Source organism: Sphaerospermopsis kisseleviana CS-549 (genome assembly GCF_028329225.1).
Classification (GTDB): Bacteria; Cyanobacteriota; Cyanobacteriia; order Cyanobacteriales; family Nostocaceae; genus Sphaerospermopsis; species Sphaerospermopsis kisseleviana.
Map to the genome: position 1 here is coordinate 1 of NZ_JAQMTI010000050.1, position 25,325 is coordinate 25,325.

Here is a 25,325-nt window from a genome sequence, read left to right on the forward strand (position 1 = left end):
TTCCGAGTCCATCAAATTTTGGCGGTATTACACTCCATATTTGCCTTTGCTTGTTTACCCAGGCTGCAGTCAAATGCCGAGACGAGATAAATCAGGGGTTTCTCCTGATCAAAATACTTCTTCGTGTAGATGGTTGTTCCTACTCGCAGTCCAATCATATCATATTCGCGGCGAATAAATTCGCCGTTGGCACTTCCTCCACTGTAAGACAGCCAAGTGGCTTCCGTGCCTTTCAGCGATTTTCTTGTGAAAGTTTGGTGAAGATATAGACGGCAAACTATTGTTACTTGTAAATTGCAGATGGATGCAAACCTTATAATTTGCCCATTTCGCCGAATTTATGAAAAAAAGGAGCAAAAGCCACTCAAAAACCAGGAGTATCAAAATAAAAATTACGCATTATAATTGATATAGTCATATAGGACTAATATTTGATTTTTGAACAGAACTCCGTACATGGTTCGGCTTCGCTCACCATAAATACTGACAGCCTTCTTTCCCGTTCCCTGTTCCCTGTTCCCTGCGATGCACTGAGCTTGTCGAAGTGTTCCCTGCCTCTACGAAAAATTCATGAATCAAATCGGATCACTATAGTAATAACAGAAATGGAGATGCCACAAACATCAACAAATATGTTATCAAAATTACTCTATTAAACGGAAGTAGATATGTATCCTAAGAAACTTAGATTTTTGACAGGTTGTTTGCTTACGGCTTTAGTCTATTTACCGCCAGATTTTCTCAATCCGACAAAAGTTTTAGCAGCAGATCAGGTTGTGGTAAAAGCACAAAACTCAGGCCAATATACACAATATATGTCCCGTGGTTATGAATTAACCAGACGAAGAAACTATCGCCAGGCTTTATCTTATTTTCAACAAGCACTGCAAATACGTCCTGGCGATCGCTATGCCACAACAGCAATTAGAAATGTAACTGGCTACATTCAACGTCGCCAAAAGATTGTCTTTGTTCCGGGTAGACCTGATAGAACAAGAAGTGCAGCCAGCAGAAGCACAGGGCGTTTTAATTCCCTTGCTCTAACAGCCACAAACCTAGAAGCACAACTAACGACATCAGAACATCCCACATTGTGGTTTTACATTGATAAAGATGCTCGAACAGCAAAAGAACTGAAATTTGTTTTGAGAGAGGGTAATGGTCAAAGGACTAAACCCCTATATGAGAGAACTTTGACACCTGTGAGACAAGAAGGTATTGTGAGTGTAACTGTACCCGTGGATAAAGCATCATTAACAATAGGTAAAAAATATACTTGGACTTTTGACATAGTTTACCTTGATGGTCCCAATCGAAAACTAAAAGGTGAAATTAATCGCGTGCCAAACGAAGACATCGGTAACCAGATCCAACAAGCAACCCAACCGTTAGATCGGGCCGTGATTTATGCCACTGCTGGAATTTGGGAAAATGCTCTGAGTATTGTGGCCGATTTACGCTGTCAGCGCCCCAATGATACGGATGTACAGGAATACTGGAAAGATTTGTTGCAGTCGGTGAACCTAGAAGGGTTGGCAACCCAACCAATATTATCTTGTGGTGCTTCCCAAAACTAAAACTGAGGATTCTAGTAAATGAGATGCGTAGGGTTACAAAATAAAATCAAACTATGTCAAGAAAAGTAAACAAGCCTAAAACCCTTTTTCCTCTTACCTGATTCCCAAATCAATTTTTAACACCAATCCACTCACCTCTTTAACCAACCATCAAGATAGAACCTCTGCAAAAGTGAATAGCAATCATCAAGACCTGAACCTCAAAGAAACACTGGATATCAACCGATATATTCAACAGGCTTATACTTGTTTTGCCCAAGGGGATATTGAGGGAGCGATGGGCAACTTCCAGAATGCGATCGCCCTTTATCCCCATTGTGTCCAAGTTTATACAGAAAGAGCCAATTTCCGGCTGCATCAGTTACAAGATCTAACTGGTGCATTAGAAGATTATACACAAGCTATTTATATCAATCCTCACAACGCTCTCTGTTATTTTTGGCGCAGTCAGACTTATCTAGCACTAGGTAATCACCAAAAAGCCATAGAGGATCATAACACAGCTATGAGTCTAGCTCCAGAAGGTACTATTTATCATTTCTTTGACCAAAGTAACTACAAGTCATAGCTGTAGGATTGAGGGTTTGTAACTGTTAAGATAAAATCTACCCAGATGTAGACACAATTACGGGAATGTACACATAATACTGTACAGTTATGTAACCAGTTGGGTCTAGACTTGGGTAGCTCTGGGTAAGTTTTATAGAGCGGAAATCAAGAAGCAAGGTAGCAAGGAGAAAATTGCTTTTTACCTGGGTTTGCGTTACATCCCCAATCTCCTATAAAGTTGCCACAATATTCAACAATTCCTCAACTGACTGATATCTTTGTGTAAAGTCAAGATGCACCATTTTATTAATCACCCCATTCAATGGCTCAGTGGTGTTTGCCAGTTCCCACCAATAATACCAAATCTGTTCACCCGTTTCCGATGTCTGATTAATGATCACCACACCAGTATTGACATCTCGCTGGAAAACTTTGGGATGGACTCCTGTTAAAGCTTGTATGATAATTTTTCCCAAAGCATAAATATCGCTGTTGAGTTTTGGCATACCGCTCATTTGTTCACCAGGTGCATAAGCAGGAGTCCCAATAGCGATAGTTTGATTTTCTTGCTGTTGGGCTTGCACTTGTGGTTGTATTTGTTTGACAGCACCAAAGTCAATGAGAACAATATGATCATTTGTTTTGCGTCTAATCAAGTTACTGGGTTTGATATCTCGATGAATCACACCATAATTGTGAACAAAGACCAGGACTTGCAATACTTCTTTGAGTATATTTATCGCTTCGGCCTTTGCAAGAGGTACTCCTGGTTTCAACTCATCAGATAAGGAATGACCATCAATAAATTCCTGAACTAAATAAAATTGCTGATTTTCTTCAAAGAACGCCAATAAGTATGGTATTTGCGGGTGTTTACCCAAAGTTTCCATAATATATGCTTCATTATGAAACAAGCGTCTGAGAACACTGAGATATTGTGAGTTCTGGTGAGCAGACCGCATTTGTTTCACAACACACACTGGTTTTCCCGGTCGTTGAATATCTTGAGCTAAGTAAGTAGTACCGAATCCTCCACTACCTAACTTTTCAGTAATGTTGTAACGTTTGTTGAGTAATGTATTTAACGCCAGTTCTTGTCCTGAAGGATAGAGTGCAGGACCCACATTTGTTGCCTGAGTTTGTCTACTGGGTTCTTGCAATTTATAGGCTTGCAACTGAGCAATTAAGTCTTGTTGCTCTTGTACTATTTGCATGACTTTCTCCTGCTCTTGCTGGCTAAAATAGGCACTGTAAGCAAGAACTCCAACCGCTGCAACTACTAAGCCCAGTGCTGGAGAAACTACTGGAAACCATCCAGCTTGGAGAAAAATCACAAAATTAGTTCCCAATAAAACGGCTAAAGATCCACCTTCAGCCACTCCCAAAGCTAAAGGATGTCGAATGCGCCATGCTAAAAATCCGCCAACCACAGACCATCCTCCTATCCAGATAAATTCACCCCATCCCGGTAAAAACCAAAACAGACGCTGGTTATTCAAAACTGCACTGAGAATTTGACTGACCATCTGAGCATGAATTTCAACTCCTGCCATCTTCCCTGTATTATTAGCTTTGCCAGTAGTAAATGGGGTGTTAAAAATGTCTTTTAAGCTCGGTGCAGTCGAACCAATCAAAATAATACGGTCTTTGACTAAATCAGGTTTTACCTGACCAGAAAGTACATCTGTAACAGTTACCTGCTGGGCGATCTGACTGTGAGAACGGTAATTCAAGAGAATTTGATAGCCTTGGGTATCTGCGTTTTGATAACCTCCAGAATGACTTTGCAGAGGTTTAAAAATCACATTACGCAGTTGTAGTTCTTGGTTGTCCGTTATTTGTGCCTGAATACCTCCCCCATCCAAGAATTTAATGGCTAATTGCCAACTCAAGGAGAAAGGGCTTTGACAAAGATTTGACTCATTTGCCTTCACTGATATCAGATTGCGACGAATAGAACCATCAGTATCTTCGACAATATCGCTAAATCCTACTTGTTCTGGTTTTGTTCCTTGTGGGGGTGCGATCCCAGGATTTTTGCTATCAGCGTGTTTACAGACAGGAAAGATGATATCACTGTACTCTAAACGTTCTAGTAATTTTTCATGCCCTGGTTGTACAGGTAAGTCCCGAAAAATATCTAAACCAATGGCGCGGGGTTCATATTCTTCCAGTTTGCCCAATAGTTTGTCTAGGACTTCCCCAGGTAAAGGCCAATTCCATTTTCGCAGATCCTCTTCAGTGACAGCAACAATTAATAGCCGCGAATCTGGGCCAGGATCACCCCTCATTTGCATCATCTGGTCATAAACTCTTAACTCTATGTTCTCTAAGACTTGTAGTTTCTGAACTCCCACAATGAAAATTGTGCCGATCGCACTGGAAATAATTACTGGTTGTTTTAATAATTTCTTAAAATTTGCCAACATTTCACTCAACATTTCACTAATCCAGATATTTCATAACATTTAATTATTTTTTAGAATCAATAATGCAATTTATGTGATAAAATTTACAATTTTTATTCTTTAGTTAATTGACAATTGTATATTTTTATATATTTGTGGCAAAAACAGAGGTTAAAAGCAGATAATACGATTATATACTATTTCAATTTCCGTAGAACCTATTCTGCATATACTGGCAATATTAATTACAGTAGTAAAAAACTATGATAGTGACACTTAATGAATTGTCACTATAAGGGTTGCAGATTATGCAAATTTAATCACCACCAGATATCCATTTTTGTTTAACTCTGGAATTATCAACTCAATATCGTGTCACCTCCTGGAAACAGGACACTCAATCAGTGCCAAAGTAAAATTTACCAGAAGCTTATGCTGATTTACTTTTTGCAATTTTTTATTTATCAAAGTCGAGTAGATCTATGATTCGGGGAATTATTTGCACAAAACCAGAAATTAGCTGTCATGATTTGAGATCATCACGTATCCAAGAATTTTGTCAATTACAATCTGAACAATTAACCAATCAATATCCAATTTTATTAGCTCGTATTGTCTATTATGATTGTTGGTCAAAGAAACATCAAGAAATAATTAATTATTCTGATATCAGTGAAAAAACACCAAAATTATTGTCATTTATTTTGACATACTTACACTCAGAATCATGGTTAATAGACTATCCCGCCGTGGGACAGATCCAGGAATTTAAAATAGAAGAATTGCACTTATTTTCCTATGTATTTCCCATAGGATATAGAAATCAAAAACCAGAATATATACAGATAATTACAGAAGACCCTCTTGTAGAAAATGCCAAAAATGAGATAAATAAATCTGCTATTTTACTGAGCAAATATGCAGACCTATATTTAGACTATGGCAGACAAAAATCAGAAATTAAATTGCTAGAACAGGTACTGCATCGAGTCGGACACCAATTGCGAAACTATTTAGGATTAATAGGATTATATGCCAACAATTTATGCTTTAGCTTAAAAGAGCAGCCTGAGTATGAACAAGCAAAAATCATCCGTGAAAGTATTGAAGATATAGATATTAATCTCACCGAAATAATTAATTGCGGTCAAGGGGAGAAATTAAGAGTCACTCCACAAGACCTAAGAAATTTAGTATTGGAAACTATCAAACATTTACAACCTTTGATCAATGAAAAACAAGTAAAAATATCAATTCCTGAAACTTCCACAACCTTGTTAATAGACAAATTACAAATTAAGCAAGTTTTTCACAATATACTAAACAATGCTATTTACTTTAGTCCCAAATCAGGAACAATTACCTGTAGCTGGAATATTTTTCAAGAAGAAGTATTAATCAAAATTTCCGATCAGGGAAAGGGACTATCTTCAGAAGATATACAAAAAATCTTTACCCCCTTTTATACTCGTCGTCCAGGAGGTACAGGACTAGGTTTAACCATCGCCAAAAAAATTATTCTCGACCACCACGGAAACTTGTGGGCGCAAAGTTTATCAGAAAGTGGAGCGCAATTTTGTATCATTTTACCTTGCACCAAGAATATTTAACAGTATGAACAATGGAGTATGAAAAATGGCTTATCGTAATTCTCTGACAACTATCTTGGTAGAAGACAACGAACGCTTTCGCCAAGGTCTACGGACTCTCTTGAGTTTTTATAATAGCAATGGTTCATTGCCTGTAGAAGTAGTCGGTGAAGCTAACTCTTTAGAGCAGGCGTTAAAATTGACAGAAGATAAATCACCAGATTTAATATTACTAGATTTGCAACTTATTGGTAGTGATGGTATTACCGTTTTAGTTTCTCTCAAACAAATTGCTTATCCTGGAAAAGTCCTAGTTTTATCTGCTCACCAAGAAGACGAATGGATTTTTCGAGCTATGCAAGCAGGAGCATCTGGTTATGTGTTTAAAAATCATTTGGCGGCTCAATTATCAGAAGCCATAAACACAGTAACTAAGTCAGAAATTTATCTACCTTCAGAAGTTGCCAGTCGATTTTTCAGATTTTTTCAGACTTATTCAGACTCCTGTGTGCGTGCTTGTCATCAGATGCACTTAACAACAAGAGAGCAAGAAGTTTTATATTGGTTAACTCAAGGAGCTTCCAATGAAGAAATAGCCAAACATTTATATGTAACAGTTGCTACAATTAAGGCTCATCTGACCAGTATTTTTGAAAAATTGAAAGTCAATAGCCGTACTCAAGCGATAGTTAGAGCCTTAAAATTAGGACTTGTAACAGTTTAAAGTAGCAGAATAATGTGGTTAATTTACCTGAAAATTGCTGTAGTATGACTATGCCAACGAACATGATAAGTAGTAGTGCAAAATAAATTTTATATTTGGGAGAGGGAACAGGGAACTTTTAAAAGGGAACAGATAAGCAATACAGAGATTTTTGTTTGTTCCAAAAATGTTAAATTAATTTTGCCCAGGTACTTATTAACGTAAGTTGCTAGTTATGCAAGAAAGACAAGAAAATGGGAATTACAAAGAGAGAATTGATTCTTTTTCCTGACTTCTGACTCCTGGGGCAACCACGGTGGGATTGTCCCTACTGACTCCTGACTCCTGCCTTCTTTAATAATATGGAAAGTAATTTTTTAATAAATGCCAGCCTGTCTACTCAAAATCTGACCTTTACACCAGGTACTACTCCTGCTTCTTTTACAGTGACAGTCAACAACGACAGCACTCAATTTGCAAATTTTCAAATAGAAATTACAGCCGCAGGAGAGCAGCGCAATTCAGAATATCGCTGGTATAAACTTGAACCAGAAGTAGCAGCAGCTAAACCACCAGGAGATAGTACAGACTTTCAAGTATTCATTTTTAATACACCAATACCTGGATTTGTAGGTACTGTCAACCTCACCATCACCATTTTTTCACCACAACTAGGACAACAACGCAGACTAACGTTGCGGTTAAAAATCGAGCGAGATAATCAACCCAACGTTTTGAGTTTAGAATTGCCTGTAAGAGAATTTCCAGTTTATCCGCGTCATTCCGTAGACATACCAGTGCGAGTGCGCAACTTAGGTCAACAAATGACAAATGTAATCTTGCGTTTTGTTGGTCTTGATCCAACTTGGTTAATTGGTAATGTAGAAAGACGATTTTCTTTAGATCCAGGAGGCTATAGAGAACTAACTTTTCAATGTCAACCCCCATCTGTAGTTCAAGCACCCTGTCGAACCTATCCATTTACCATTGAAGCCACCAGCAATAATGGTTATCCTGCGAGTATAGCAGGTAATTTACAAGTTTTACCTGTAGGTTTCGTAGATTTTTCTGTCATCAACAAACACCAAACAATTCCCAGTCCAGCTAAATGGTTGCCTGATTGGAAATCAGATACAGCCACCTTTGAATTAATATTCAAAAATGCCAGTAACCTCTACCAAGAAATTAACATTCATCTCCAGGGAAGAGACCAAAGAAAATGCACTTACAACACTATTCCAGAAACAGCCAATTTGCAGCTAGGAGAAACAAATAAAGTTCTCCTCAATGTGAAAACAAAACGTCCGTGGTTGGGATTAGCAAAAACCTTGTTACTAGAAGCCAGAAGCGAATTATTTGATCAACGTTTGGGTACTACAGATCCCGCAACCCAGACTTTAGAATTACAGAGTCTACCTATAATTCCCCCGTGGTTACAGCTAATGATCCTGGGATTAATAGCATTACTTTTAGCATTACTACTGAAACCAGAACCAGTTATGCACATTCGTTCTGTAAATTCAGTAGCTTTTAGCGGTAACGGTTTTTCTGTTATTAGTGGTTCAGATGATTGTACATTAAGATTTTGGAATATTAATCGCAATAACAACAGTATAGAACCAGGAAAATTTAGCTATCAAGAACAGCCAATAGCTTGTCAAAAACCACAAAAACCTAACGGTTTATTAGCAATTACCAATGACGTTGTATATGTTTCCGACTTCATGCCGGTGGACAATGATATTGTTGCCGTTGGGTTAGATAATGGTATGATTGAACTCAGGAATGTATCTAATCAAGGTAAAAAAAGGGAAGAACTGCAAGATCAACAAGATCAAAAAGCTATAGGTGATAGAGTATTTGATTTAGAATTTACTAAAAATTCACGGTATTTATTTAGTAGTTATGGTAGTGGTAAAATCAGATTATGGTCACGAACATCTGCTAACAGTGAATTTCAGAAACAACCGCAAATCATCGACATCCAAAATCAATTAACATTACCTTTTGAAGCTCGCACTGTAACTCTCAGTCCAGATGATCAAACCCTAGTAATAGGAGGAAACTTTAAGCGTTTTTTATTTGGTTCATTTAATCCCAATCAACCAGATAATCAATTACAAAATTTATCAATGCAAAAATTAGAAGGAAGAAGTAGTACAGGGCGTACAGATTATATTTGGTCGGTGGATTTTGTGCCTAAACCGCAAGGAAAAGAAAAAATTTTAGCCACTGCTGATTCTGCGGGATATATTACTATTTGGGATTTAAATCAATGCCAAACTGTAACAAATGCCAGCCCCCAAAATCCCATTATCGAAGTTAATTGTCAACCATTAGATAATTGGCAAGTGTCAAAAATGCCAGTGCGGACATTAAAATTTAGTGAAGATGGCCGTTTGCTTGTCAGTGGTGGAGATGATGGAAAAGTGATAGTTTGGTATTTAACTCCAGCATATCAACTGGATAAAACCAAAGCAGCAAAAGGTCAAACAATTTACCAAAGCTCAAAGAGAATCAATAGTGTTGACTTGAAAGACAACATGATTGTGAGTGGTGGTGAAGATTTTCAAGTCAAACTACACAGTGTTAGGTAAGGAATTTGATGGTATGTACGCTCAAAACAGTCCATTGGAAATTATTATTAACCCTCCTGGAATTCAATGGGGAATGCCAGGAGATGCGATGGAATTTTATGTTATTGTCATTAATCAGGGAGATCAAAGTGCTGTTGTTGACTTGTATTTTACTTTTAATGATGAATTTAAAAATATTACTAGTGGCTTTACTCCTCCTCAAGCCAGTTTGGGATTAGCGCCCCAACAAACTAGCGACGAAGTTAAATTTGAGTTGCAAATACCTGTTGACGCTAAACCCGGAACTTATGATTATACTTTAGTCGTAGATTCTCCCTTGCATTATCCCCAACATACTCCTATCAACTTTCCCCTGCAACTGAAAGTTCAAATCAAAGAACAAACGATCATTCGCCTTAATGATCCCACTTTTTCACTCAAGCCTAGCAGCAATGCCAATAAACCACTAATTTTAAATCTCAGTCAACCTTTACAAGTAGAAGTAATAGTTGACAATCGCTCTAAATTTGTAGACCGTTTTCGCATCACTTGTCCAGATTTAGATGAAGATTGGTTCACTATTACTTATCCCACAGATGGGTTAGAAGGAGCGGGATTATCACAAGTAGCTGCTCTAGAACTCAACCCTGGTAGTCAGGGTCAAATCTTGCTGACATTTCACCCACCAGGAGACACCTTAGCCGGAATTTATTCCCCGACTATTCGCTTATATTCGGAAAACTCTCCCCAGTTGATACTGTTAGATTTGGTCTATATAGACATTAAGCCAAGTTATATTTTGGATGTCCAGTTGCAAACTATTTTGGCACAGGTCAGCCGTAGTCCTGCCAAATACGAATTATCAATCATTAACCAGGGAAATGTAGTACGCGAATTAATGTTTTACCTGGAAAGTCGAGATGAAGAACAACTGTATACCTATAAATTTGAGCCTCATGAAATCAAATTACTTCCTAGTAAAAGTTCTATATCTAATCTGACAGTTAAACCTAGATATTGGTGGCGAAGACCTTGGTGGGGTGGGGGGTTAGTTGTCAACTTTCAAGCTAAAATTCAAGACCAAAATAATCTGCCTTTACCGAATACTTTACCTCAATTAAGTTTTGTTTGGAAACCCCGTCCTTGGTGGCAATTTTTATTATTAATTTTAATAGGTTTAGGTTTATTCGGTGGTATAGGATTTATGGTTTGGCGGCTTTTAAACCCTGAACCTGTAACAATAAAAGCATTCGACTCCGATAGCCCTACATATATTGAAGGTGAAGCAGTAGCGTTAAATTGGGAGATTCAAAAATATCAAAATTTGCAAAACTTGGAACTGAAAATTAAGGGCAATCAACCAACTCAGAAGATTTACGATTTTAGTAATGGTATTCCTGAAGAACTAATACCTCGTGATTCTGGTATAACACCTCCTTGTAGAGTGTCAAAAGAAGAATTGATTTGTAGCAATTTTCAAACAGGAGTCAAAGCTAAAGGACAGTATAGTTTTGAATTACAAGCATCCTATCGCAAAGGATTGCCAATTTTCTCCAAAGTTGCTAAAACAGATACTAAAATAGTTCAGGTTGAAATTAAAGAAAAACCAATAGCTGAAGTTATAGATTTGAAAACAGATAAACCCCAGTATAAAAAAGGTGAGAATATTAATTTAAGTTGGAAAATTGCTAATCCCTTGCTGCTAAGGGAAATTCAAATAACTGGAAAGGCAGAAGGTGGTACATCTATAGGTAAATTAGGTGTTTATCGTTTTAGACAAGGTAAACTTGTCGATCCGCCTCAACTGCAAAATTTATGTAAACCAATAGAAAATCAACGATTAGAATGTAATAATATACCTATAGACAAATTAAATTCTGGTAAATTCACTTTTGAAATTCAAGCTTTACCCAATAACGGCAGTGATAGAAGTAGTTCTAAAAAGACTGAATCAGTAATTGAAGTATTACCAAAACCATTTAGAATTATCTCTTTTACACTTAATGCTAGTGAACAACCTAATCAGGAGTTAAAAGAAGGAGAAACAGCTACTTTATCTTGGAGAGTAGAGGGAGAAGATATTCAGGTGAAGCTTGATCCATTTGGGAATGTGGAACAAGTTGGTTCACTGAAACTACAAGTTAATCAGGCCTTTCCATCTCCAATTAAACTGCAAGTTTATGATAAATTGGGTAAGCAGCAACCTCAAGAAAAATCTTTTGCGATCGCAGTTATCCAACCACCCCCACCTCCACCTCCACCTCCTTCCGTTATCCCTACTCCTGATATAATCCCACCTCTATCCGGGTTTTAAAAGTAGTTTTTTAACCTCAACCAAGTTATTATAGTAGTTCCCATGCTCATGAGAACTGTTATATTTTCAACTTAACCGAACAGTATTAACAATGGAGAGATCCCCGATTTCTTCAAGAAGTCTGGGATCTGGGTATTAGGTTTTTGCATCTTATCACACAAGCAATATCTGGAAAGTCACTAAATACCCCATCTATCCCTAAATTAAAAAATAGTTTATATTCCTCTTGAGGGTTGTCTTGACAATCTAAAGGTAAGAAGTAATTTTCATTGCGGAATGTCCAAGCATGAACTAATAAATTTTCTTTATGGGCGTGATTAACTAAGGATGTGGGTGATATTAATTTCCCTTGACTATCTCTGGGAATTATTAAGTTTTTATTGACTCCTATTGCTTGTGCATATTCAGCGATTTTTTTTAATCCTGCTGGTTTGCTTATATGTTGATAGGTGCGGGGATTATCACTCATTACAAAATCATAGGGTTTACCTGAGTCGTTGATTAATTGTACTAAAGGTAGATTTGTTTTTTTGGCTAATGCTTTTAAGTTACTAACTTCAAATGATTGAATAAATACTGGTACATGAGTTTTTTCTAAAGCCGTTAATAAGGGTGTTTCTAATTCTAGATCAATTGATTGAAAGTAAGTTGGATGTTTTGTTTCTGGGTAAATCCCAATTTTGCGATTTTTTTCTATACTTTTCTTTTCAGCTAAATCAATGATTTCTTCTAGGGTGGGAATTGTGTAAATTCCATTGTATTTTGTGTTAAAAGAACGTAGTTGGGGAATGCGTTCTTGCGCTCTTAATGTTTTGATTTCTGCTAAGGTAAAATCTTCGGTAAACCAACCTGTTATAATTTCCCCATCAATGATTTTTGTAGTTCGCAAATAAGCAAATTCAGGATGTTCAGCAATATCTGTAGTTGCTGATATTTCATTTTCATGACGTGCAATTAAAACCCCATCTTTGGTAATCACTAAATCTGGTTCAATATAATCAGCACCTAATTCAATTGCTAATTGATATGCTGCTAATGTATGTTCAGGTCGGTATCCACTTGCACCACGATGAGCTATAATAATAGGTAATTGATTTGTGAATGTGGAATCTCTAAAATTGTCCATAAGATAGGGTTTATTATTTTCAATGAATAGGGATAATTATTAATTATTTACTAGATATTTTGCTATGAGTTTTATGATCCAAACCCACCCTGAAGCTAAACGTGTAGAAGAATTGCGACGTTTATTACAACAAGCCAGCTATGCTTACTATGTCCTCGATGCACCAATAATGGAAGATACGGTTTATGACCGACTGTATCGAGAATTACAGGAATTAGAAACGAAATATCCAGAATTAATCACTCCTGATAGTCCTACTCAGCGTGTGGGTGAACGACCAGCAACTCATTTTACATCAGTACGGCATAATATACCTCTATATAGTTTGGAAAATGCTTTTAATGTTGAAGAGTTGCAAAATTGGGATCAACGTTGGCTGCGACACCTACCACCTCAGTATTCTCTGGGGGAAGCGGACTATGTAGCGGAATTGAAAATTGATGGTGCGGCTTTGGCGTTGACTTACCAAAATGGTATTCTGGTAAGAGGTGCAACTAGGGGTGATGGGGTGATGGGTGAAGATATTACCCAAAATGTGCGGACTATTCGCTCTATTCCCTTACGTTTGAATTTTGACGGTTTGGCAGAAATTGAAAAGGTGGAAGTACGGGGAGAGGTATTTTTACCTTTGGAAGTGTTTAAACAAATTAATGAGAAAAGGCAAAAAGCAGGTGAACAGTTATTTGCTAATCCGCGTAATGCCGTAGCTGGTACGCTAAGACAGTTAGATCCGCGTATTGTTGCCCAACGTCAATTAGATTTCTTTGCTTATACTCTGCATATTCCTGGTTTGGATGATGCCAGTATTGCGAATACCCAATGGGAAGCTTTGGAATTGTTACAAAGGCTAGGCTTTCGCGTTGATACTAATCATAAACTCTGTCATTCTCTCAGTGAAGTTGCGGAATATTACCAATATTGGGACACGGAACGGCTAAATTCACCCTATATGACGGATGGGGTGGTGGTAAAATTGAATGCTTTTAAGCTGCAAGAACAACTAGGGTTTACACAGAAGTTTCCCCGTTGGGCGATCGCTCTCAAATATGCAGCCGAGGAATCGCCTACTCGTGTAGAAAATATTACTGTCAATGTCGGCAGAACCGGAGCATTAACACCTTTGGCGGAAATGCGCCCCGTACAATTAGCAGGTACTACTGTTTCCCGTGCTACATTACATAATAGCGATCGCATTCAGCAATTAGATATCCGTATTGGTGATACTGTCATTGTTCGCAAAGCTGGGGAAATTATCCCGGAAGTAGTACGGGTAATTAAAGAACTACGCCCTGCAAATACCGAACCTTTTATCATGCCTACCCATTGTCCTGTATGTGGTCAACCGGTGGTGAGAGAATCAGGAGAAGCTGTTACTAGATGTGTAAATGCTTCCTGTCCTGCCATTCTCAAAGGAGAGATTGAACATTGGGTAAGTCGGGATGCTTTAGATATTAAAGGAATGGGTGAAAAACTGGTGCATCAACTGGTAGATAAAAGTTTAGTCCATTCTGTTGGCGATTTATACGAATTGACAGAAGACAAGTTATGTGCATTAGAAAGGATGGGGAAAAAGTCAGCGCAAAAATTAATCAGTGCGATCGCTCAATCCAAAAATCAACCTTGGTCCAGGGTATTATATGGTTTAGGCATTCGTCATGTAGGTAGCGTCAACGCCCAATTATTAACCGAGAAATTTACCACCGTGGAAAAATTAGCCGCTGCAAAACAATCTGATATAGAAGGTGTTTATGGTATCGGTGCAGAAATTGCCCAATCAGTTTCTCAGTGGTTTCGCATCAGTGCAAATCAAACTTTAATTTCTCGTCTTCAAGCCATTGGGTTACAATTAGCTAACATCGAAACACCGAAAATAACAAGTGAAATTAATCCCAATATTGCAGGTAAAACCTTTGTGCTAACGGGTACTTTACCTAATTTAAAACGCGATGAAGCAAAAGCATTAATTCAAAAAGCTGGTGGAAAAGTCACTGACTCTGTGAGTAAAAAAACTGATTTTTTAGTTGTAGGTGCTGATGCAGGATCTAAATTAGAAAAAGCGCAATCTTTAGGAATTAAACAGTTAAATGAGGCACAGTTATTAGAGATGTTAAAGGAGTAATATGAAAAATTCATAATTGATAATTAATAATTCATAATTAGGTGACAAATAATGATTTAAAATCTACTTGAAACCAGTCCGCTGAAAGCAGTACAGGGAATCAAACCCTTGTAAATGATGTTTTAAATTGTGAATTTATGAATTACTAATGATTAATCATGTTAAAATATACCCGGATCACATAATCAATGGCAGGAAGTAATTATCTATTCTTCAATCCTGAATCCGCAGGTGATCTCACTTGTATTGGGAGCATACCAATTTTGCGAAAATAAACGCACCCACACCAAAAACTCTCGCTTAACTCTCTTACCTTTGTGTCCTTTGCGCCCTTTGCGGTTCAATCATATCAGACCCTTGGATCATTTTATGTCGTTAGATAAAAATAAATTTACACATTTGGGATGCTCCCCTTGTATTCTTTTAACAAAATGATATCATCACGGGTTAATGACTCATAATCACTTTTTTCCTATTCCCCATTCCCAAACCTAAAATATATGATAAATAATCCCATGAAATTAATATGATACATCAAACTTCCGGCCGCTGGCGTTTAGGACTAAGTTTATCGTTACTTACGGTGTTTTTATGGGGAATTTTACCAATTGCCTTAAAGGTAACACTACAAGTTTTAGATGTCTATACCGTTATTTGGTTTCGGTTTTTGATGTCGTTTATATTGCTGGCAATTTATTTGTTTGTACAAAAAAAATTACCAACAATCGAACAATTACGTTCTAGTTCGGGAAAATTATTAGCAATAGCGACAATATTTTTGGGAGGTAATTATTTTCTCTTCATGCAAGGTTTAGCATTAACAACTGCCAGTAATGCAGAAGTAATTATTCAGTTATCTACTGTGTTATTAGGTTTTGGGGGTTTAGTTATTTTTAGAGAACGTTATACATTATGGCAATGGTTTGGTGTTAGTGTCTTAACTTTAGGGTTTTTATTATTTTTTAAAGCTCAAATTACCAATTTAATTACAGCCCAAGGACAATATCTTGTAGGTAGTGGATTACTTGTATTAGGTGCTGTTTGCTGGGCTATTTATGCCTTGGCACAAAAGCAACTATTACAATCTTTATCATCTTATCATATTATGCTAATTATTTATGGCGGCTGTGCTTTATTATTTACGCCATTTACCAAAGTCTATAAAATTTTTAATCTCGATTTTCTGCATTTATCAATGTTATTATTTTGTGGTTTAAATACTTTAATTGCTTATGGTTCTTTTGCTGAATCTTTAGAACATTGGGAAGCTTCCAGAGTCAGTGCAGTTTTAGCTTTAGCTCCCATTGTCACTTTAATAGCTGTGGAGTTGGTAGCGGGTATTTTTCCCCAGCTTATTCCCCCAGAAAATATTACCTTAATAGGAATTATTGGCGCTTTATTAGTTGTTTCTGGTTCAGTAGCTATCGCCTTGGGTAAGTCTGCAAAATAGAATTTACTGGAAAATTCAGAATTTCCGAAGTTTTTTCAAATAGTTCTTCTCTAAATAGATCAACATAATTAAACGTAAAATAATCTGTGGATAGATCCCTGACTTCTTGAAGAAGTCGATGATTTGAGTCTGAGGTTTTTTAATGTTGAGTTACTGTTCAAAAACAAAGATATTTGATTTTGCAGTCTCATGCAATACAAAAAACATAATTTTTACAAAAATTTTAACAAGGTTTAGACTTATTTACTCTAGAAAGCTACATCATAAACACTGAGGCAAGAGTTTTTTTTATTTACTAAAATTTTCAATATATATCTATATAAATCAATAGATCCACATCCATTTAGGTACAAATTGCTCTAATGATTGAATAGCTAAATTTTTATTTCAGCAGACAAAAAAAGCTCAAAACTATCCAGAACACAGATGTAATCAATAGTATATAAATTAATCAACAGGGTGTTTGAATAACTACCAAATTTAATGCCTCGCTAGACAACATCACGGAAACATTTGAGCGATGAATAGTTTGTTTGGTAACTTTTCCAGCAGCTGGAAAAAAAAATTCTTATTGCTGGTGCTTTCAATGTTGCTGCCAACATTTGGAATGAGTAATTCTGTGATGGCAGCAGAGCAAATTTACGCTGCTTATTCTATCCTGGAAATTCCTATTCCTGTGATGAGTTTAGAAACCTATACAAAAACAGGAATAATTGATGATAAATTAGCAGTTTATCAACAATATATTTCATCTGATAAACTGCAAAAATTACGCAAAATTTTACTTAGTAATGTCAAAATTACTCCCGCAGTTGCGTCACAATTTCTCCACACCCAGCAAGGGGAATTTATGCTGCAACGTTTGGCTAAATTAATTACAGCTAAATCTGCTCAAAATGATTCAGAGATTGAGGATTTACGTACTGCGATTATTTCAGCGTCTGGGGAACCAGAAGGATTAACGTTATTAAATTTATTACGCAATTATCCTAGCAGTAGTATTCGTCTTAACTTAGCTGATAGCTTAGAGATAGCTGGTGAACTGGAAAATATAATTAGTGAAACTCAGCAAGCGATCGCCATACTTCAACAACAATCAAAAATAGAAGCTGCTACTATTCCCAAGAAAAATTTATCCTTCTTAGCAAATTTACAAAATCCTGGTATTTTTACATTTAAAAAATCTACGCTGGAATTTTTTGATATCACCAGAGATCGACATTTATTAACGGATATTTATATTCCCAATCTTCAAAATACCACACCAGTAATTGTGATTTCTCACGGCTTGGGTTTAGATAGCAGTAACTTTCGTTATTTAGCCAAACACTTAGCATCTCATGGATTTGCCGTTGTCGTCCCTAATCATCCTCATCTATTTTTCAACAATAGAAATAATAGGAAACTACAAGAAGCAAATGAATTTATTAATAGACCTTTAGATATAAAATATATATTAGATAAACTAGAAAAAACTAACCAGTCTGATGGTGAATTTAAAGGTAAATTAAATCTGCAACAAGTGGGAATATTTGGTCAGTCTTTTGGTGGTTATACTGCATTAGCTTTAGCCGGGGCAAAAATCAACTTTCAACAACTACAAAAAGATTGTCAACCAGATGCGCTACAAGATACCTGGAATATGTCTTTATTGTTGCAATGTCGCGCTTTGGAATTGCAAAATAAATCTACACAACAAGAGAATATTAATTTACGAGATCAGAGAATAAAAGCCGCGATAGCTGTTAACCCCATCACCAGTTCTATATTTGGTGAATCTGGTTTAAATCAAATGCAAACTCCTGTGATGTTTATTGGTAGCAGTGAAGATACTGTAGCACCAGCTTTATATGAACAAATCCTACCTTTTTCTTGGTTAACTAATCCCCACAAATATCTTGTTATGCTTGTTGGTGCAACTCATTTTTCTAGCATTGGTAATAGTAACCCTGGAAGTCAACAAATAGCATTACCCCCAGACATGGTTGGTAATGCTTCCCAATCGCGTGCTTACATCAATTCTTTAAGTTTGCCTTTTTTCCAAACTTTTGTATATCAAAAACCACAATATCTTCCCTACCTCAACGCTGGTTATGCTCAAACTATTTCTAGTCAATCTTTAGGTTTAAGTCTCGTAAAATCTCTGAACACTCTACAGTTAGCACCAATATTAGAGCATAATCATCAACCAGCTATACCCAAAAAAAAACTCTCTTTAACTATAGTCAGATGGGGATTTTGGATATTAAATATTGGTGTCTCCCTACTACATTTGTTGATTTTTTAGTGATGTTGTTTGTTTAACTCTTTATTCCTACACTGTAATTAAATAGAAAATGCTATATAATTAATTACGTTCGCGCCAGCGTTCCGTAGGCTCTATTTCTAATTAACAATTACGAATTATTTGTGCAGGGTTTTATCAATTTAAACAAACCTGATGACTGGACTTCCCATGACTGCGTAGCACGAGTCAGAAAACTGTTGCGTTTAAAACGAGTGGGACACGCAGGAACTTTAGATCCAGCAGCTACAGGAGTTTTACCCATCGCTTTGGGAAAAGCCACCAGATTATTACAATATTTACCCGGTGAAAAAGCTTATAAAGCTACCATGCGTTTTGGGGTGCGTACTACTACTGATGATTTACAAGGGGAAGTTATCACCTCTCAACCTTGTCCTGGCTTAAAATTAACCGCCATAGAAACCGAAATACCCCAATTTATCGGTAAAATTGAGCAAATTCCCCCTAGTTATAGTGCGATTCAAGTTGAAGGTAAACGTCTGTATGATTTAGCACGTCAAGGAGAAATTGTGCAAGCACCAGTGAGAACGGTAGAAGTATTAAAAATAGAGATTTTAGACTGGCGTGATAGTGATTTCCCGGAATTGGATTTGGCGATCGCCTGTGGTGCAGGAACATATATTAGAGCGATCGCCCGTGACTTAGGCATACTTTTAAACACAGGAGCAACCCTCGCCGCCTTAACCAGAACAGAAAGCAGCGGATTTTACTTAGAAAACAGCCTCACCTTCACAGACATAGAAAACCAACTGCAAACCGGCACATTTCAAACCATCTCCTCAGATGCAGCATTACAACAACTATCACCCGTAAGCCTACCAGACACATTAGCCAAAAAATGGTGTCAAGGACAGAAAGTTCCTGTAAATCTCGAAATTTCAGATTTAGTAAGAGTTTATGAACAAGACAACCGCTTTTTAGGAGTTGGAAAAATCCAAGATCAAATATTAATACCCCAAATGGTTTTTGAACCTATTTCTTAATATTCAAACCCACAATATTCTTTTCGCAAAGTATCATAAACATCGGGTATACAACCACGCATTTAAAGGCGAAAATTTTTTGAAGTGGGGTATAAATACCCCTGACAAAAACGGACTCCTGCCTTCTGCCTCTTGCCTTCGTTATTCCCAAGTTCCCACATCCCGTAAAATACTAGGAATCTCACCTTGGGATAAGGGAAACTCTAAAATAGTTTCTCTATATCCCAAATATCCCGACTCAGTAAAAGACATCAACATCCGCGCCAACGCTAACCAAACCTCAAACTCATATTCCCAATCACTACCACGTCTAGCACGACCAGCAATAGAACGTAAAGCCCAAAAATAAGAATTTCTGACCACCGAACTACCTTTTTTAAATTCTGGTACATCCTCATGGTGAATAAATAAAACATTATTTTCAATTCTCGCTCTCATAATAAGGATTTCAGCCATTTAGTATTCTTTCTTTGATTATACACCCTTCAGTTCCCTGCTATAATCAACTATATTATTTGGCTCAAACTTGGCTCAAAAGGATTAGATACCTCTCTTTAACAAGCTAAGAGTTACCTCAATACGGGGCAGCCCAGGACAGTTAAGTTTGTTGGTTAAAGCAACTCAAGACTGAACTGAGGTTTTATAAACTGGATGATAAAGGACTAGCTACTGATTGTGTGATGGCTTTTGCTTTGGCTGCTTATGCTTGAAAGCGTAGGAATGATGCTAATATCTATGCTGATGATTTGTGGGGTGAGCAGGTGGAGGAAGTTCCTGAGTTGTCAATGTTGAGGGCTAGTTAAATTGTCCATTAGGTATACTTCCATTAGTAAGTATACTTAAAATATGGTAGTATAAATAAAAATAAAATTCCCACTCAGACTGCTTTCTAGTGGGGATTCTTTGTTCATGATCTATAGATTTTGTAATGATTACAACCTTTTAATCCATAGCAAGCACACAGCTAGGTTGTCAAGAAAGACACATAACCAATAGTATAAATTTATATTTCAATATTTTCTGTAAAGATTAAATAAAACTAAACCCCGTCTAGATAGCTTTCTAGAGGAGTCTTTTACTGAATAATAGCTAATTAACTTACCTACCATTCATCAACTCATTTATTAACTCCTGCTGTCTTCTCAACTGCTCTTTTAGTAGGTCTATTTCCTGCTGCTGTTCTGTTTTATCTTTATTGTACCCAGGTACAACTTTCAGGTCTAATTGCCTGTAATGTTTCTGGGATATCTCCTCACTGTGGTCACACCAAGCATTGACTATATGTGGAGGTATACCAATTACATTGATTTGATAAGAAACAAAAGTGTGGCGAGTGTTATAAGGAGGTAGATATTTAGATATCTTACCCTGCTCTATTAAATCTGGGATTATACCTACGTTAGCATCCTGCCCATGCCAAGCATGAAAAAAGCTAGTAGGTCTTATTATCTTACCTTGCCTATTCTTAAATACAACCTCATTAGGTTCACCTTCAGGGATTGACTTTATCAAATCCCATAATTCTCCGCCTTTAGGTATAGGAAACATCCTGACAGTCTCATTCTTAGTGGGCTTGAAGATTTTCAAATGTTCGTTATAGGTTCTCCTGATTAGGATACATTCATCTTTCCACCTTATATCTGACCACCATAGAGCAGAAGCTTCTCCAGGTCTACACCCTGTAAAAAACTTAAATTTGGTGTAGTTATAGTAATGTCTAAGGGTAGACCTGGATTGTATATATTTCAATATTTCAAGAGCCTCTTCCCATGAGAAAGCTTTATCTATGTTTAGGATATCAGCATCCTCATTTACTACATCTTCTTGCCTGATTACCTTGGTTCTCTTCCTTATACTTATGTCATCAGCTAATCCTTTAAATATATTTTTAGGGGTGCATTCTTGTGAAACTGCTAAGTCATAAGCCCTACTTAAATGCTGCAATACACTCTTAGCACTTTCTAGATTTACATTGTTAATTAACCACTCCTTAAACTCTATAGCTGTAAACCCAGACTTATTATCATCTTGAAGTGCAGATAGGGCTTTCACTATGATATTCCTGAAGTGCCTCTGAAACTTAAGTTTATAGGTAGTCTCAGCTAGAGAGTGCTTCCTATATTCACAATACCTATCCCATATCTCTAATAAGTTTAGGTCAACCTGATTATCTTTTGTAGATACAGTTGAGTCTACCACCCTCAATTTAGCTCTTAACCCATACTCCTCCAATATTTCTCTATACCTAGCTAAGTTAAAGTTACCTTCCTTATCTTTTAATTTTCCTTCTTCTAACTCAAGCTGTAACTTTCTCTGTAACTGACCAGCTTTAATCTCCCACCCTTGAACTGTAGCAATACCAGTGGCTAACTTTAACTGCTTATCATCTGCAAAATGTGTCCTGGGAAAGCAGGCTCTTACAATCCCTGAATCCAATCTGACAGTTACTTGACCCTTTTTAGCTTTACCTTTGCTGACTTTTAGATTATTTTTCATTGGCTCAAAGTTGGCTCAAAACTAAGGGAAGCAGACCTAGATAGTAGGCTGTAAGGGTATTATACCATTCTAAGAATTTCTTACCACCGAACCACCTTTTTTAAATTCTGGTACATCCTCATGGTGAATAAATAAAACATTATTTTCAATTCTCGCTCTCATAATAATTTTATATTTTCGGCAAACCCTAATGACTGATTACTGATAAAAGTTGGTAAGGCCAAGTAGGAATGCGTTTGACATCCCCTGTTATTGTTCCTTGAGACTCAATAGATTCTCAAGTTTTCAAACAACCTCTTAGCAATTTTTGATTACTTCTAATAGTTCACTAGGATGATTAATTAAAAAATCAGGATTTTCCTTAGCTAGTGCTTCAGGAGAATTAAAACCCCAAGTAACAGCAACTACTTTAATATTAGCTTTTTTGGCTGCTTCTACATCTCTGGTTTCATCTCCCACATAAATTACTATTTGTGGTTTGATTTGCTTTTGTCTTAATACATTATTAATTATAGTTGTTTTCCCAAAAATTGTTACTCCTGAGTGAATAAATTCAAATAAATAATCTAAATCATGACATTTGAGAAATGCACTTACATTTTCTTGAGAATTAGAAGTAATAATTCCCAATCTATATTCTTTATTTTTGAGTTCTGTAAGTGCTTCTTTAATTCCTGGTATAGATTCTAAATCTTTGATTTTGTTTTTTAATTCCCCTTTAACTTTTTTCACTAAAAAAGGTATCTTAAACAAAGATATACCTGAATATCTAATAATTTCTCTAGAGGTTAAGTTCCTTAATAGAGTCAGTTCATTAGCAGATATTTGTACATAACCAAACTCTACAGCTAACCGATTGGCAATAGTTACAAGAGCATCTACTGTATCTGCAATTGTGCCATCAAAATCAAAGATGATTACTTTTCGAGTCATTTTTTAGTTTAGATGAGTCAAGATTAGCGCGGGCATTTCTTCGTAACATTTTGGGTTTAATGCGTCGCAAAGCTGATGCTGTAAATCGTCTATCCCACTCCTTATCTGTGATTTGTGCTAATTCTACCAGTTTGGGTGCTAAATTTTCAGGATATGGTTGAAAATCTGTAACATCCGTTATTTGAGCAAAACGCTGATTCCACGGACATACATCTTGACAAATATCACAACCAGCAACCCATCCATGCAAGTTAGTTTTAATATTTTCTGGTAATGTTTCTGCTCGATTTTCAATAGTGTGATAAGCAATGCATTTGTTAGCATCGACTACAAACGGTTGAGTAATTGCAGCAGTAGGACAAGCTTGGATACATCTTGTACAATTACCGCAATGTTGGGTAGCAGTGCGATCGCTCTCTAACTCAATATTAGTTAATATTTCTCCTAAAAATACCCAAGATCCATACTCTCTGGTAATGACATTACCATTTTTGGCAATCCAACCAATACCAGCTTTTTGCGCCCAAACTTTATCTTGTACTGGTCCGGTGTCTGCATAATATCTGGCTTTTATCCCTTCACCCTGTGATTCTAACCAGGTAGCCAGTTGTTTTAGTTTTTTGTGCAGTACCTTATGATAATCCCTTCCCCAGCCATAACGGGAAATTTTCGCGTATTCTTCCCCTTCTGGATGTTGATGTGGTGTGTAATAATTTAACGCCACACAAATCAGCGATCGCACTTCTGGCATTACCAAACTAATATCCTGACGTTTTGGGTTTCCCATCCATTCCATGTCAGCGTGATAACCCATTGCCATCCATGCTTGCAGCCTTTGAATTTCTGTAGCGTCTACCCCTTCTACAGCAGCAATACCCACTTTGTGAAAGCCTATCTCTTGGGCTTTCTCTTTGATGAGACTACTAGTTAAGCTACACTTTTTCATGTTTATGCTCCTTCCTGGTGTAGTTGCTAAGTTTTTTGTGTTAATGAACCGCAAAGTACGCAAAGTACACAAAGGAAGAGTAGGAGTAATTTTTTACCTCAAAGGAGTTAATCAGAAAAATTGCTTTGACATTATACACAATATCATCATTTTTTTCATTTGTTCTCCTTAACTCTATGATTTGTAAATTTTATTTGCATTTTGTTAAGAAATAATGCAAAATAGTTGACAAGAGGTCAAGCAACCCAGAGTGATGCCCACCTCCCACTGATTAACAACAAATTTAGTTAATAAACTGTGGTGAATATAATGACTTTCACTTCTGATTCAGCTTCAACCCGTTTTTCTGGTGCTTTAAACTACAGCAACCAAACAATTGATACTGTCACCTCAACCATTGCTGTATTTAAAGCCCTCAGCATTGATGACCAACTAGCAGTTTTGTGGTACGCATACACAGAAATGGGTAAATCCATTACCCCAGCCGCTACAGGTGCAGCTAGATTACAACTAGCAGAAGGTTTGTTGAATCAAATCAAACAAATGCCTCATGCAGAGCAGTTAGAAGCGATGCGTGATTTAGCTGGTCAAAAAAATACTCAAGTTTCTCGCTCTTACGGTATTTTCAGTGCTAACACTAAGTTAGCTTTCTGGTACGAATTAGCAGAATTAATGGCAAAAGGTTTTGTAGTACCGGTACCACCAGGTTATCAGATTTCCCGTGATGGCGCACAAGTTTTACAAACTCTCAAAGAATTAGATTTTGGTCAGCAAATTACAGTTTTCCGCAAAGTAGTTACAGAAATGGGTGTTGATCCTTTAGCTGACTAATTGCTGATATTCTTCCAACCTCAATGTCTTTTTACAATTTTATTCCCAGGTAATTACTTGGGAATAATTTATTTTTAGGAGTCAGGAGTCAGGGGGAAGTTAATAACCCAATTCCCCATTCCCAATTCCCAATTCCCCATTCCCCATTCCCCATTCCCAGCAGTTAAAAATATGAATATTACTATTGAAGGAATTACAGAACCAACTATATTGCGTTATTTTACCACTTTAAACGCAGGTGATTTTACAAATACTGCGGCATTATTTACTGAAGATGGTTTGATGTATCCACCTTTGGAGTCTGCGGTTATGGGACGAAATGCGATCGCTTCCTATCTCCATCAAGAAGCGCAAGACATTAAAGCCGAACCCCACCAAGGAATTATTGAAAATTCAGCAGATCAAAAAATCCAAATTCAA

18 protein-coding genes are annotated in these 25,325 nt (G+C 36.8%); 12 read left to right on the plus strand and 6 right to left on the minus strand.

The genetic code is table 11. The features are described from left to right. Positions 1-668 precede the first annotated feature (668 nt). Together PN497_RS03610 and PN497_RS03615 are read left to right on the plus strand one after the other, a co-directional pair. On the plus strand, positions 669-1,577 hold the full coding sequence (locus PN497_RS03610; RefSeq protein ID WP_096572514.1) for a DUF928 domain-containing protein: 909 nt from the start codon (positions 669-671) through the stop codon (positions 1,575-1,577). A gap of 172 nt (positions 1,578-1,749) precedes the next feature. Next, the gene (locus PN497_RS03615; RefSeq protein ID WP_096572513.1) at positions 1,750-2,145 is read left to right on the plus strand and encodes a tetratricopeptide repeat protein; all 396 of its coding nucleotides are present in this window, start codon (positions 1,750-1,752) and stop codon (positions 2,143-2,145) included. A 211-nt stretch (positions 2,146-2,356) separates the two neighbouring features. On the opposite strand, the gene PN497_RS03620 is transcribed toward PN497_RS03615, so the two are convergent. Next, positions 2,357-4,567, minus strand: a complete 2,211-nt coding sequence (locus PN497_RS03620; RefSeq protein WP_272109639.1) for a CHASE2 domain-containing serine/threonine-protein kinase — start codon at positions 4,565-4,567, stop codon at positions 2,357-2,359. A 449-nt stretch (positions 4,568-5,016) separates the two neighbouring features. Here PN497_RS03620 and PN497_RS03625 point away from each other — a divergent pair, with 449 nt between their 5' ends. The 4 genes from PN497_RS03625 (at position 5,017) to PN497_RS03640 (ending at position 11,716) form a co-directional block, all read left to right on the plus strand. Next, positions 5,017-6,144, plus strand: a complete 1,128-nt coding sequence (locus PN497_RS03625) for a sensor histidine kinase (RefSeq protein ID WP_096572511.1) — start codon at positions 5,017-5,019, stop codon at positions 6,142-6,144. Between the two features lie 25 nt (positions 6,145-6,169). Further along, positions 6,170-6,847 (plus strand): response regulator transcription factor, encoded by a 678-nt coding sequence (locus tag PN497_RS03630; protein WP_096572510.1) that lies wholly within the window; start codon positions 6,170-6,172, stop codon positions 6,845-6,847. Positions 6,848-7,188: 341 nt separating this feature from the next. Beyond that, positions 7,189-9,423 (plus strand): hypothetical protein, encoded by a 2,235-nt coding sequence (locus PN497_RS03635; protein WP_096572509.1) that lies wholly within the window; start codon positions 7,189-7,191, stop codon positions 9,421-9,423. A 13-nt stretch (positions 9,424-9,436) separates the two neighbouring features. After that, complete coding sequence (locus PN497_RS03640; RefSeq protein ID WP_272109643.1) at positions 9,437-11,716, plus strand: COG1470 family protein; 2,280 nt, start codon at positions 9,437-9,439, stop codon at positions 11,714-11,716. Between the two features lie 112 nt (positions 11,717-11,828). On the opposite strand, the gene PN497_RS03645 is transcribed toward PN497_RS03640, so the two are convergent. Beyond that, positions 11,829-12,842: a glycerophosphodiester phosphodiesterase gene (locus tag PN497_RS03645; RefSeq protein WP_096572507.1), complete on the minus strand. Its 1,014-nt coding sequence runs from the start codon at positions 12,840-12,842 to the stop codon at positions 11,829-11,831. A gap of 73 nt (positions 12,843-12,915) precedes the next feature. Between PN497_RS03645 and ligA the strand changes: the two genes are divergently transcribed. The 4 genes from ligA to truB all read left to right on the plus strand — a co-directional run bounded on the left by ligA (position 12,916) and on the right by truB (position 19,699). Then, positions 12,916-14,961 carry an NAD-dependent DNA ligase LigA gene (gene ligA, locus PN497_RS03650; protein ID WP_096572908.1) on the plus strand — a complete coding sequence of 682 codons (2,046 nt, stop codon included), beginning with the start codon at positions 12,916-12,918 and terminating at the stop codon, positions 14,959-14,961. A 526-nt stretch (positions 14,962-15,487) separates the two neighbouring features. Continuing rightward, positions 15,488-16,411: a DMT family transporter gene (locus PN497_RS03655; protein WP_190650848.1), complete on the plus strand. Its 924-nt coding sequence runs from the start codon at positions 15,488-15,490 to the stop codon at positions 16,409-16,411. 520 nt (positions 16,412-16,931) lie between these two features. After that, entirely contained in the window at positions 16,932-18,698 is a 1,767-nt protein-coding gene (locus PN497_RS03660) for an alpha/beta hydrolase (RefSeq protein WP_096572506.1), read from the plus strand. 122 nt (positions 18,699-18,820) lie between these two features. Next, a complete protein-coding gene (truB, locus tag PN497_RS03665) occupies positions 18,821-19,699 on the plus strand; it encodes a tRNA pseudouridine(55) synthase TruB (protein ID WP_096572505.1) in 879 nt (292 codons plus the stop codon). Between the two features lie 141 nt (positions 19,700-19,840). Here truB and PN497_RS03670 read toward each other — a convergent pair whose 3' ends face one another. The 4 genes from PN497_RS03670 to queG form a co-directional block, all read right to left on the minus strand. Continuing rightward, entirely contained in the window at positions 19,841-20,137 is a 297-nt protein-coding gene (locus tag PN497_RS03670; protein ID WP_096572906.1) for a hypothetical protein, read from the minus strand. 660 nt (positions 20,138-20,797) lie between these two features. After that, on the minus strand, positions 20,798-22,195 hold the full coding sequence (locus PN497_RS03675; RefSeq protein ID WP_096572504.1) for a tyrosine-type recombinase/integrase: 1,398 nt from the start codon (positions 22,193-22,195) through the stop codon (positions 20,798-20,800). A gap of 297 nt (positions 22,196-22,492) precedes the next feature. Further along, entirely contained in the window at positions 22,493-23,128 is a 636-nt protein-coding gene (locus tag PN497_RS03680) for an HAD-IA family hydrolase (RefSeq protein ID WP_096572503.1), read from the minus strand. Continuing rightward, positions 23,103-24,074 carry a tRNA epoxyqueuosine(34) reductase QueG gene (queG, locus tag PN497_RS03685; protein ID WP_096572502.1) on the minus strand — a complete coding sequence of 324 codons (972 nt, stop codon included), beginning with the start codon at positions 24,072-24,074 and terminating at the stop codon, positions 23,103-23,105. The genes PN497_RS03680 and queG overlap by 26 nt, the downstream gene beginning before the upstream one ends. Before the next feature lie 309 nt (positions 24,075-24,383). Here queG and PN497_RS03690 point away from each other — a divergent pair, with 309 nt between their 5' ends. Continuing rightward, positions 24,384-24,905, plus strand: a complete 522-nt coding sequence (locus PN497_RS03690) for an orange carotenoid protein N-terminal domain-containing protein (protein WP_096572501.1) — start codon at positions 24,384-24,386, stop codon at positions 24,903-24,905. 171 nt (positions 24,906-25,076) lie between these two features. Continuing rightward, a partial coding sequence (locus PN497_RS03695) for a nuclear transport factor 2 family protein (protein WP_272109649.1) occupies positions 25,077-25,325 on the plus strand: 249 nt, incomplete at its 3' end.